The 12482-nt window shown below is 46.2% G+C and carries 8 protein-coding genes and 1 pseudogene; 6 read left to right on the plus strand and 3 right to left on the minus strand.

Going from position 1 to position 12482, the window contains the following annotated elements:
- Positions 1-149: 149 nt before the first annotated feature.
- The gene (locus ACYVGO_RS13955; protein ID WP_460969793.1) at positions 150-2996 is read right to left on the minus strand and encodes a gliding motility-associated C-terminal domain-containing protein; all 2847 of its coding nucleotides are present in this window, start codon (positions 2994-2996) and stop codon (positions 150-152) included.
- A 1300-nt stretch (positions 2997-4296) separates the two neighbouring features.
- Here ACYVGO_RS13955 and ACYVGO_RS13960 point away from each other — a divergent pair.
- Positions 4297-4914, plus strand: a complete 618-nt coding sequence (locus ACYVGO_RS13960; protein ID WP_460969795.1) for a GDSL-type esterase/lipase family protein — start codon at positions 4297-4299, stop codon at positions 4912-4914.
- Positions 4915-4950: 36 nt separating this feature from the next.
- Positions 4951-6618: a beta-N-acetylhexosaminidase gene (locus ACYVGO_RS13965; RefSeq protein WP_460969796.1), complete on the plus strand. Its 1668-nt coding sequence runs from the start codon at positions 4951-4953 to the stop codon at positions 6616-6618.
- A gap of 78 nt (positions 6619-6696) precedes the next feature.
- Here the strand turns inward: ACYVGO_RS13965 and ACYVGO_RS13970 are convergent, their stop codons facing one another.
- A complete protein-coding gene (locus ACYVGO_RS13970; protein ID WP_460969797.1) occupies positions 6697-7173 on the minus strand; it encodes a GNAT family N-acetyltransferase in 477 nt (158 codons plus the stop codon).
- 4 nt (positions 7174-7177) lie between these two features.
- Positions 7178-7675, minus strand: a complete 498-nt coding sequence (locus ACYVGO_RS13975; protein WP_460969798.1) for a MarR family winged helix-turn-helix transcriptional regulator — start codon at positions 7673-7675, stop codon at positions 7178-7180.
- A gap of 140 nt (positions 7676-7815) precedes the next feature.
- Here ACYVGO_RS13975 and ACYVGO_RS13980 point away from each other — a divergent pair, with 140 nt between their 5' ends.
- The 4 genes and pseudogenes from ACYVGO_RS13980 to ACYVGO_RS13995 all read left to right on the plus strand — a co-directional run bounded on the left by ACYVGO_RS13980 (position 7816) and on the right by ACYVGO_RS13995 (position 12463).
- A complete protein-coding gene (locus ACYVGO_RS13980) occupies positions 7816-8310 on the plus strand; it encodes a RidA family protein (RefSeq protein ID WP_460969799.1) in 495 nt (164 codons plus the stop codon).
- A gap of 32 nt (positions 8311-8342) precedes the next feature.
- Positions 8343-10205 carry an outer membrane protein assembly factor BamB family protein gene (locus ACYVGO_RS13985; protein ID WP_460969800.1) on the plus strand — a complete coding sequence of 621 codons (1863 nt, stop codon included), beginning with the start codon at positions 8343-8345 and terminating at the stop codon, positions 10203-10205.
- A gap of 227 nt (positions 10206-10432) precedes the next feature.
- Positions 10433-11743, plus strand: a complete 1311-nt coding sequence (ahcY, locus tag ACYVGO_RS13990; RefSeq protein ID WP_142775136.1) for an adenosylhomocysteinase — start codon at positions 10433-10435, stop codon at positions 11741-11743.
- Positions 11744-11884: 141 nt separating this feature from the next.
- A pseudogene (locus tag ACYVGO_RS13995) lies at positions 11885-12463 on the plus strand (Uma2 family endonuclease).
- Positions 12464-12482: the final 19 nt, after the last annotated feature.

Here is a 12482-nt window from a genome sequence, read left to right on the forward strand (position 1 = left end):
GCTATCTTAAGCTTACGTAAAACATGGTATTTACTATGTAGGCTATCAATTAATATAATGACTAAGCCGCTTATTTCTATATAAATAGGAGCACGTCCGCATTCATTTATTGTGTAGGACGTGGGGTATCTGTAGTATAAAGTCTGGTTTTATCTTAAAATAAGTAAACTGCCCTGTAGGCTAGTTTGTGCTGGTGAAGGTTTGATTTGATAGACGTAAACTCCAGTTGGTAAAGGTGAATTTTGAAATTTCCCATCGAAAGGTTGCTTGTACTGTTTTGAGAAAAATACAACTTCTCCCCACCGATTAAAAATTGTGATTTCAGCAAGTGGATAACTGTCGATGCCACGCAGCTCCCAACTGTCATTCAGGCCATCGCCATTTGGAGAAAAAGCATCCGGAATCCAGATACGTTCGTAAACAGTAATGACAATATTGTCAGACGCTGAACAGCCAAGGTTGTCCGTAGCCATTAGTGTGTAGCTAGTTGTTTGTTCGGGTGTACCCACAGGGTCTGAACTAGTTGGGTTGTTTAAGCCCGTGGGTGGCGTCCATTGGTATTGATAGTCTCCTTTTGTGCCGCTATGAAGTTGAACTGACGCCCCTCGCCAGATTTCTATATCCGGTCCTACATCAACTGCGGGTAGTGCTTTAATAACGCCCAATCGTTGAGCCGAACCATTCTGACAGGCAAAAGAACTACTAACCGTATACGTTAGTAGATGATTACCAATGCCTGCTATACGAGGATCATATTGATTACTCGTAACGCCAGGACCGCTAAAGACTCCATTAGCAGGATAACCTTGAAGTGTAATTGGTGGATGGTCTATGCCGCAGAAGGCAGGTACTGAATCCAACCGCACTTGGATCGTTGGCGTAATGGTTAAGGAGTAGGTTTGTGATTGTGCCGGGCAACCTTCAGTATCTAGTACACTTACCTGATATATACCGGCCTGTTTTGCCGTTATACTTTCTTTTCCTGCTAAAGGTTTATTATCAAGTAGCCATTTGTATGAATAAGCAGAGGCAGTACGTGGTTTTTGGGCCGTTAGCAGTAGTGAATCACCAGCACAAATTTCTGTTACTGATCGAGCAGGAGAAATAACAACAGAGGGGGCGGACACTACAGCAATTCGTTGAGCAGAACCTTGCTGGCAGGATAAATCACTTTTTAGTGTATAAGTGAGTGTGTGATGGCCTTCACCAGCTTTGGTTGGCTCAAATTTATCACCTGATACGCCTGGCCCAGCAAAAAAACCACCGGATGGACTACCCTTAAGCGTGATGCTAGTCTGGCTAAGCCCGCATTGCCTGGGAATAGAGTCCAGTGTAACCGTTATGCCAGGTACGACCGATAACACAAAAGGTAAACTTACCTGTTGGCAAGTTGTTGTATCAGTAACGGTAACTGTATACTGCCCCGCCTGACGAGCAGCAAGCAGATTCGTAGTAACTCCGGGTAAGCGTGCACCATTCAATGACCATTGATAGCGATAATTGACTTGATTAGGTGTGGCTAGTACGAGTGAGTCGCTGTTACAGATTGTCGTTGTTGATCGTTGTGGGGTTATTGATGCAACAGGCAAAACAGCTCTGGTCAGTTGGAGTGTGTCCGAAAAAGAAGTACATCCCTGGATATAATCGCGAACAACAGCCCAATAGGAGCCAGGCTGAGTAGCTACAAAAGCAAGAGTCGTCTCAGGTAACAGCTTTCCATCGAAATACCACTGGTAAGTCAGTCCACTCCCCGACAATGCCTCCAGTCGTACTGAGCCCGATGGCCCACAAATGTGGAGGGGATCTGTAGATTTTAGTTTAAAGCGTGATTTTGTCACAGTTATTTTTACCTCGCCAGAACGGCGTGACTTGGAACATTGAGCTTTTAATGAAGTAATAAGCTGATACGTGCCACCTTCGGTTGTAGTCAGGGTAGGAGACGTAGCTCCGGGAATAGAATTCCCATCTTTTTTCCATTGATAATCCCAGTTGGCATTGAATGTGGCCTTCAGGTCTACGCTCTTACCTTCGCAGACTTGAATTGCCGTAGTAGGTTGGTTATTTAGGGTTATTATTGGATCGGGAGGAGAGGTGGGCGGGCAGTCCACGACAAATAACTGATAGTCGCGACGGACAAGCCCTATCTTCTGCCCATTTCTATATTCTTCTACTACTACTGTAAATACAAACAGACCTAATTGAGTAGGGGTTACGGTTAACTCACCAGTTTGGCCGTTAATGGTCAACGGAGGAGTTCCTGGAATAGCTTTATCAGCGCTAAACCCCGAAAGCCATTGAATCGTTAGTCCATTTTTACTTCCCACACCCAGGTTAGGATCTAAGCGGTCAAATGGGGTTTCCAGGTAATACTGTAGCTCATCGCCATCCGCATCTTTCGCATCGAAGGAAAACCGGAAAGGATCATTGATGCACAGATATTCGCCATCGACCTGATCGAAAACAGGAGATGAATTAAAGACAACTTTTCCATTTTGGGATAAGGCCGGAAATTCTAAATAAAAGGTCTGACCTGCTAGAATTGGGTTCTTAATATTATCAATATCGCCATTCCTACAGCAATACTGCCAGGTCATATAATAGCCGCCAGGGTCATTATAATCTGCTGGATTCCAATTGACAACCCCCTCATACCGATAAAGGGATGTCTTGATTTGCCGTAAGGTGGCACAGGTTTGGTTTGTATAATTGACAGATTGCCGGGAAATTCCAGGTATATAAAAACTGGATATCTTTTTATTGTCTGATTTCTGATAGACAAACAATAAGGCATCTGCAGAAGGTGCTCCCCCTACATCCTGGTTTATCTCGTCAAAATACATGTTCAGCGCAATCTTATAGCGACCGGGTACTTTGCCAAGATTGATCATCTCTAAATTACCTCCCACCACATGCGAGGCAAGTGATAGGTTAGTGCACAAAGCAAATACACTAATGAAAAAGGAAATTAATGGGAGTGATAGATTAACCTTTGGCATGGTTTTAAAAATAATGGCATTCGTCTTTGGGAGGACAAACGGATAAGTTAGGGTAGGTAATCCAGGTAAAAGAAGGTTTCATATTTAACAAACTTACCTATAAATACATTGCCGTAATTGAGAGATTCATAAAGCAAATTTACACCGTTACAACAAGTCTAGTAATGACAATATTCTCAGTTGCTGAACATCCAAGGTTGTCCGTAGCCGTTAGTGTGTAGCGACCAGCACCCACCTATGAATGAATACCTTTTACGTGTAGATGTCACTTTTGATGAATACCAGTTCATCCCTTTCTGGTGAAATTATATCTTGCTATGCCTTTTGTGTGGTGGGTAATGGGGAAACAGTTTTTATTCATAGCTGATATGATAGAACTGAAGGAGTAAGCAATAGCACACTTCATGGGTTGTGGCATTATTGTGAATCGTTCGGCGTAGCCTGAACTGCGTGATGGGAATTTCCCTTTGCCTAACTGGCTGATGGATAATTCTAAGCCTGGCACGAACGTATTGGTAAAGGGCTCGCGAGACATGAGTTTAGAGACGGTCGTGCCTTTTATTTGACAAGTAGGGTATGGAAATTGCGCTTTCCTGAATCTATTGGCAAGAAAACCCTGCTTGTTCGTAGATGATGTACCTTAATAAACTCCTAATTTGCTTGTGCCTGGGTATGGTATTCTGTAAACCGGTAAATGAATCGGCTCTTCTTACAGATGATGATTATGGAGTATATTCAAGTTATCTGAACGGGTTCTCGTTTTACAAACATGTTCCATCGGTAACGCCAATTATCCTGACTGACTCAACCACGAGTACGGCAGTTAATATTCACTCCAAAACAACTTGGTCATGGGTAACCAGCAATTTAGGTGACCGCTGTAAGTATTTAAATGATACTATAAGGTGCAATAAGGCACGAGACTCTGCCTGGGCCTCGCTATTTGAAAACGTTAAGCAATCTGTCCACCAACGGCAAGCCTTTTTACTACCATCGAAATTAAAGGTTCGCTATCCTCTACAGTTACTCTCTCAATTTCGAAAGCTGCACCCTGATATAGAACCAGCTACTGACTCATTGCCTCATTATATTTTTGGAGTGTCGAGGATTGCATATAGTACGGATAAAACGAAAGCTCTTTTTTTCGGTAGTTTTTACTGTGGTGGTACTTGTGGACGAGGAGAGTTGATTATGTTAGAAAAAGTTGGTAAAGCCTGGGTACTCGTTGATACATTTAGATTCTGGATTGCATAACCTTGTAAATTTTGCTGGCTCAATGATGAGATTCTTTTTTTTACTCTTGATCCCATTCTACTCGATAGCACAAAATGCGCCCTTCGAAAATGAAATCCTTGCGTTTGAAAAAGCGGATAAAACCTCGCCACCACCCCGAAATCCGATTGTGTTTACGGGCAGTTCATCCATTCGGTTGTGGGATAATTTAACCGATTATTTTCCTAAACATACTATACTCCAGCGGGGATTTGGTGGATCTCAGCTAAGTGATGTAGTACGCTATGCGGATCGGGTTATTGTTCCGTATCACCCAAAGCAAATCGTTCTGTACGCGGGCGAAAATGACATTGCTTCCGGTAACCAAACCGGGCAACAGACCTTTGACCGTTTTGTAGCTTTGTTTGTGCATGTTCGCCAGAAATTGCCCAATGTGTTATTTACCTTTATCTCGATCAAGCCCAGCCCCTCGCGTCGGAAGTTTTTCCCCGAAAACGATATCGCTAATGACCTCATTAAACAGTATCTGGCGAAACGAAAGAATACTCAATTCGTGGATATTCGGCCTGTGATGCTTACAAAAGCCGGACAGCCTGTCCCCGAACTATTTAAGCCCGACAGCTTGCACATGCTGCCCGAAGGCTATCAGCGATGGGCTACGGTGTTGCGTCCTTATTTGAAGTAAATCCATCCGCCAGTCTCTAACAAGCCCTATTCCTCTATGAAAAAACGACTAGTCTGCCTGATTACTCTATTGGTTTCGGCAGGGGGATTATATGCGCAAACGGCTACGTATGCCATTATGCCCAAACCCACCCGATTGGAAACGAATAGTGGGAGCTATATCCTGCCGGCAAAACCGATTATTACGGTACAGTCAACTCATGCGGAGGTTCGCCGAATTGCGCAGATGCTGGCCGATCAATTGGCAAAATCTACAGGCACAACCCCAACGGTTACGGTTGGTAAAGTAGCAAAAGGAATTGCTTTTGTAACTGCTCAAGGATCGAAGTTAGGGGCTGAGGGATACACGCTTACTGTTTCGCCGAAACAAATTGTTATATCCGCTGAGCAACCTCAGGGTTTTTTCTATGGTGTCCAATCGCTCATGCAACTGATGCCAGCGGCTGTGTTCAGCCCCACAAAAGTAGGTGGAGTGACCTGGTCAATACCTGCCTGCATGATCGAAGACCAGCCACGATATGGCTATCGGGGCTCAATGCTCGACGTCGGTCGTTATTTCTACCCAGTACCATTTATAAAAAAATACATCGACCTACTGGCTCTGCACAAAATGAATACATTTCACTGGCATTTAACGGAGGACCAGGGCTGGCGGATCGAAATCAAAAAATACCCTAAATTGACAGAAGTGGCTTCTATCCGACCAGCAACCATGGTGGGCCATTACCGGGATCATAAATACGACAACAAGCCTTACGGTGGTTTCTATACGCAGGACGACATACGGGACGTGGTTAAATATGCGCAGGCGCGTTTTATAACGGTTATTCCCGAAATTGAAATGCCTGGTCACTCCGTTGCGGTGCTGGCTGCCTACCCCGAACTAGGTGGTAACATCGACCGTATGCTACCCGTAAGCAGCACCTGGGGTGTCCATGATCAAGTGCTTTTTCCGCGCGAGGAAACGTTTACGTTTCTGGAAAATGTGCTTACCGAAGTAATGGATTTGTTTCCGAGTCAATACATCCACATTGGTGGTGATGAATGCCCGAAAACGGAATGGAAACAGAGCCGGTTCTGTCAGGAATTGATGAAGAAAGAAGGACTGAAAGATGAACACGAACTGCAAAGCTATTTTATCCGTCGCATCGATAAATTTGTTACGTCCAAAGGCCGCCGGATCATTGGCTGGGACGAAATTCTGGAGGGGGGACTATCGCCAAATGCTACGGTAATGAGCTGGCGAGGTATAAAGGGAGGCATTGCTGCTGCTCGTCAGAATCATGATGTTGTGATGAGTCCAACCACTTACTGCTACCTCGATTACTACCAGGTCGATCCGAAAACGCAGCCTCAACCAGTCGCAATTGGCGGTTTTTTGCCCCTCGAAAAAGTGTATAGTTTTAACCCATCGGTGTCGGATAGTCTGACTACCGAACAGGCAAAGCACGTACTAGGTGTGCAGGCTAACATTTGGTCGGAATATCTGCCAACGACACAATACGTTGAGTATATGACCTACCCACGCCTGATTGCCGTTGCCGAAACGGCCTGGACACCCGCCGAGGGTAAGAACATTGACGATTTCAAGCAGCGTCTGGAAGTACACAAAAAGCGTTTAGATTACCTGAATGTCAACTACTTTGAAGCTCCGATCAATAAGAACTTCGAGTATGTCTGGCCGAAAGAAACCGCGAAGAAATAAGGTTTAACCACAGAGGCACAGAAAACACAGAGAAAAAATAGTGCCTAAAAACTCTGTGTTCTCTGTGGTTAATACCATTTATAACATCATCTCCATTCGAATATCAGCCCGGCTGTAGGGGGTGGGCACGCTGGGCACTTCCCGGAAGCCTACGCTGGCGTACATGGTCAGGGCAGGAGTTAAGATTCGATTTGATTCGAGCCAGACGGTTTTAACCCCTAGTTGCCGGGCGTAGTCAATGGCGGCTACACATAGCTTTTTACCAATTCCCTTGCCTTGTGTATCTGGCGAAACCGCCATTTTTGCTAATTCGAAGCTGGTCTCTTCCTGGTCCGGTATTCCGGTGTTGACCATGGCTACGCAACCAACGATTTTATCGCCAATCCGAGCCAGAAGGATTTGGCCATTGTTTGGCAGGATATACGTTTCAGGCTGATCTAGTTGCTCCAGGTCGTGCGGTTCAACCGTAAAGTAGCGGGAAATCCAGTCAATATTCAGGCGTTTGAAATCAGGCTGATACTCTGGTGAGTAAGGAATGATGTAAACGTCGTTCATCGTCTTAACAGTAGTTAGTTTTGGTTCGGTTTAATTGATCCTGAATACGGTCGAAGAAGGTGCGTTCGGCCAGTTGTGTTTCCATTTCCTGAAGTGAGGTTAGCAGGTTGTGCGCCTGTTTGCCCAGCATTTCCTGATTGACCGCAATAAAGGCATCCCACAAAGGCTGGAGTTTTGGAAGCATCTCCTGACCGGTTTCGCTCAGTGTCAGCAAGCGTTTTCGCCCATCCTGCTCCGACTTGGCGGAGGTAATCAGATTATTCTTTTCCAGTTCGTTAATTACCTGAATCACAGCAGGGTGCGTTATGCCTAGTCGCTCGGCGATCTCCATAACAGCCACGGGTCCTTGCCGGGCAATGAGCACAAAAATGGTGGCCCATCGTACATCGAAATCCAGACCCGACTGCCGGTAGGTTGCGGTTACACCCTGCCAATACACATCACTTAATCGCCTGAGTCGGCTGGCAAGCGCTAACTCGGCCATTTCGGCCATAAAATCCATACTATGTAAGGGGTTACGTAAGAACTTACATAGTTATGGAAAACGTTTAGTCGAGTCAAGCTACCGTTCAATTATTTCTGATCATCAATACAAGGACGTTCCGGGCTCATTGGATAGCTTTGCCATAAAAAAGAAGCCTCATGAACTCCGTCCGCCAATTTATTCTCCTCTTAAGTGTGCTGCTAGGTACCCAAGCGGCAGTTGCTCAACAGCTCCAGTATAGTAACCCGCCCGGCCTGCCTACTTCTAAAAATTACACCCAAATCGTGGTCGCACAGGGGAGTCGAATTGCCTATATATCGGGGCAAGTGTCAGCGAATGCCAAAGGCGAAATCATAAACAAAGGCGATTTTCGGGGACAAACAAAGCAAGTACTCGAAAACCTCAAAATAGCACTGGAAGCTGTAGGTGCTACCTTTGCCGATGTCATTAAAACAACGACCTATGTTGTCAACACAGATGCCGAGAAGATCGGTATTGTACGGGATATACGAAGCCAGTATTTTACCAGCGCTGGCCGGTCCGCCAGTGCGGTGGATTCGCCAAATCCGCCTGCGAGTACGTATGTAGGGGTACAGGGCTTATACGACAAGGATGTATTGATTGAAATTGAAGCGATAGTTGCCCTGAAGTAACGGCAGCTTCTACAACCACGAACTCAGCATTCATGAAACAACTATTTTTTCTGGCTTTATTCTTTCTTATCGATAGCCGCAGTGTGGCCCAATCCATTCGGTTCGCATTCGTGACCGATACACACGTTGGTGCTCCCGAAACGGCCGCCGAAGACCTGCAACGAACGGTCAATGATATAAACGCACTACCCGGTATTGATTTTGTCGTTGTCACCGGGGATGTTACTGATTTTGGTACTGAACAGGAGCTCAACACAGCTAAACGAATTCTGGATGGCCTGACGAAGAAATGGTACATTTTTCCGGGAAATCACGATACAAAGTGGTCGGAGAATGGCTGTAACAGTTTTCGGAAGGTGTTTGGGAGTGAACGGTTTGCCTTCGATTTTGGCAACTATCGTTTCATTGGTTGTGGCAGTGGCCCTAATATGCGGATGTCGCCGGGGCTGGTTGCCCGGGAAGATGTGCTGTGGCTCCGGTCTGAAGTTGAAAAACTGAAAGGCTCCGACCGACCGGTGATTTTCATGAACCATTACCCGCTCGATGATGCCCTCGCTAACTGGTACCTTCTCATTGACGACCTGAAAAAGACGAACATACAGGCCACGCTGTGCGGCCATGGTCATGCCAATCAGGCGATGGATGCCGAGGGTATTCCGGCTACCATGGGCCGCTCAAACTTACGGGCAAAAGATGCAGTTGGCGGGTACAATCTGGTCACGATTCGGAATGACACAATGGCCTTTTCCGTTCGGACACCAACCGTTGGCCCTGTAGAAGGACGAACCGAAGCCCCCTGGCGAACGGTCTTACTCCAGAACCACCGATTCAGTCAGGACTCAAAACACTATCCGCGGCCATCGTACCAGCTTAATGAGCGGTATGCAAACGTACAAGCCGTCTGGGAAAAGCAGGATAGCAGTGATATAGGCGCGGGTATCATTGCCGATAAAACGACTTGTTTTTACCCCAATACCAGAGGTCAACTGGTGGCGCTGTCGTTAACCGATGGCTCTGTAAAATGGCGATTAGCAACAGAAGGCAAGATTTATTCGACGCCCGCCATACTGAAAAACCGACTGGTTGTTGCCTCTACCGATGGCACTATCTATTGCCTCGATAAGCGAAATGGGAAACTTAACTGGAAGGTTGAAACGGGCAAACCCATTGTTGCCTGCCCGCTCATTGATGGGAATGTTGTATACATGGGTAGTTCTGAAGGTAAGTTCAGAGCCTTGTCGCTGAAAGACGGATCGGAGCAGTGGACGTTTGGCGATGTACATGGCTTTGTTGAATCTGTTCCTATTGCCGATAAACAGAAAATTTATTTCGGCTCCTGGGGGTCAACGTTCTACGCGCTTGACAAGAAAACAGGGCAGCCAGCCTGGACCTGGACCAATGGGAAAAGCCGAAACTTCTCACCAGCTGCTGGCATTCCCCTGTTAACGAACGATCGGATTTTCCTACAGACACCTGATCGGACCGTTACCGCACTTGATGCTACCAATGGCCGGGAAATCTGGAAAACGAATCAGCATAAAGGATTTGAGGCCAGTGGACTCTCCGAAGATGGATCGCTGGTTTATGTGAAGTGCATGACCGATACGCTCTGGGCCTTATCGACCCGGTCAGACAGTCCCCAACCAGCCTGGTTTGTCAACTGCAACTACGGTTATGAAATCAGTCCATCTCCTATCATCGAACGGGATGGGATTATTTTTATTCCTACAGACGATGGGGTACTGTATGCGGTTGACCGCCAGACCCGCCGGGTAAACTGGGCGCATAAACTTTCTAATGCCATGGTGAACCGTATTTTCCCATTGGGAAACCGGGAGGTACTTATAACAACGATGGATGGGAAAGTGGCTCGGCTTCAAGTTACCGTTAAGTGATACCATTAACTAAATGTACAGACCGCCGACTTGGTAAATTCCTGGTTTTGTAATCAGGGAAAGTTGCTGTGTTCGCCAAAAGCTAAACTGTTTGATTTCAAGTAGGGATTCTGCTGTCTACTACTTATTTTTGCACTTTACTAAGAAACCAAAAGCCGCGAAGTAATACTGATATCACTAATATCCATTCCTTCGTAACAGGGCCGCCCGCACGGCTAAAAATCCATATGGAAACATCAACCTACGTTCCTTACAAGGTTAAGGACATCGCGCTGGCCGAGTGGGGCCGCAAGGAAATCAAACTTGCCGAAGCCGAAATGCCCGGCCTGATGGCCCTTCGTGCTGAATATGGCCCATCGCAGCCACTCAAAGGTGCCCGGATTGCCGGATGCCTCCACATGACTATCCAGACCGCCGTTCTTATCGAAACCCTGGTGGAACTGGGTGCCGATGTAACCTGGTCGTCCTGTAACATTTTTTCGACACAGGACCATGCTGCTGCTGCCATTGCGGCTGCCGGGATTCCAGTGTATGCCTGGAAAGGAATGAACGAAGAAGAATTCAACTGGTGCATCGAGCAAACATTGTTCTTCGGCGAAGATCGTCAGCCACTCAACATGATTCTTGACGATGGTGGTGACCTGACCAACATGGTGTTCGATGTATATCCTGAGCTGATTCAGAACATCAAAGGCCTGTCGGAAGAAACGACAACGGGTGTTCACCGCCTATACGAGCGGATGAAAAATGGGACGCTGCACCTGCCGGCTATTAACGTAAATGATTCCGTTACGAAATCGAAATTTGATAACAAATACGGTTGCCGTGAGTCACTGGTTGATGCGATCCGTCGGGCTACCGATTTGATGCTGGCTGGTAAAGTGGCTGTTGTGGCTGGTTATGGCGATGTAGGTAAGGGTTCGGCTGAGTCACTACGGGGTGCAGGTTGCCGGGTTCTGGTAACGGAAATTGACCCAATCTGTGCGCTACAGGCTGCTATGGATGGCTTTGAAGTAATTCCGATGGATGAAGCAGTTCCCCGGGCGCAGATTTTTGTAACGGCTACTGGTAACGTTCGGATTATTAAAGACCGACATTTCAAAGCCATGCGCGACAAAGCCATTGTGTGTAACATTGGCCACTTCGACAACGAAATTGATATGGCTTGGTTGAATGAAAACTACGGTCACTCGAAGAGCCAGATCAAGCCACAGGTTGATATGTACGAAGTCGATGGCAAAGAAATCATCGTACTGGCCGAAGGCCGGTTGGTGAATCTGGGCTGTGCAATGGGCCACCCTTCGTTTGTGATGTCGTGCTCGTTCTCGAACCAGACACTGGCGCAATTGGAGCTGTGGGCTAACTCGGATAAATACGAGAATAAAGTATACGTATTGCCAAAAATTCTTGATGAGAAAGTAGCTGCCTTACACCTGGCTCACGTGGGTGCTAAACTGGAGCCACTCGCGCAGGAGCAGGCCGACTATATTGGTGTACCCATGTCAGGTCCGTTCAAGTCAGAAATGTATCGGTACTAAAAGAATATAGGATGTAAGATGTATGGTATATCCTACATCAACTATCTTATAGCAAACATCACTACGCGCGGCTTCGGAAACGAGGCCGCGCTTTTTTGCATTAAATTTGTTAGTATTGACACAAGGAAACGACGCTCGACCATGATATTCCCGCTAAATCCCACAATCCGCCGGGATGACCGCCTGACTGACAATGAATTTTACGCTTTCTGTCAGGCAAATCCTGATTTGAGGTTAGAACGCGATGAGAACGGACAAATTTACATTGAAATGCCTACCGGAAGCCGAACCAGTATTAGAAATCTTGATCTTGCGGCAGAAGTGTATCTGTGGAACCGTCAACATAAAGCAGGTATTGTTACAGAGTCAAATGGTGGTTTTACCTTGCCTGATACCTCAGTACGAGTACCTTATGTCGCTTGGGTGAGTAATGAGCGATGGAACGCTCTTTCTGAAATTGAGAAAGATAATTTTGCTTAGGTTTGCCCTGACTTTGTCATTGAGCTTATGTCAGACGTAAGTGAAAAGTACACCCTACCCGCTAAAATGGAAAAATAACTTCAGAATGGTGTTCGATTGGGTTGGGTAATTGATCCGTTTAGTCAACAAACAACCATTTATCGACCTAAACGTGATCCTGAAGTAGTGAATTTTACGGATATACTAGATGGAGAGATTGTTCTACCTGGTTTTGAATTAATACTAAGTGACTTGTTATAAGGCACTTATTAATACCTTT

This window comes from Spirosoma migulaei, from assembly GCF_054776855.1.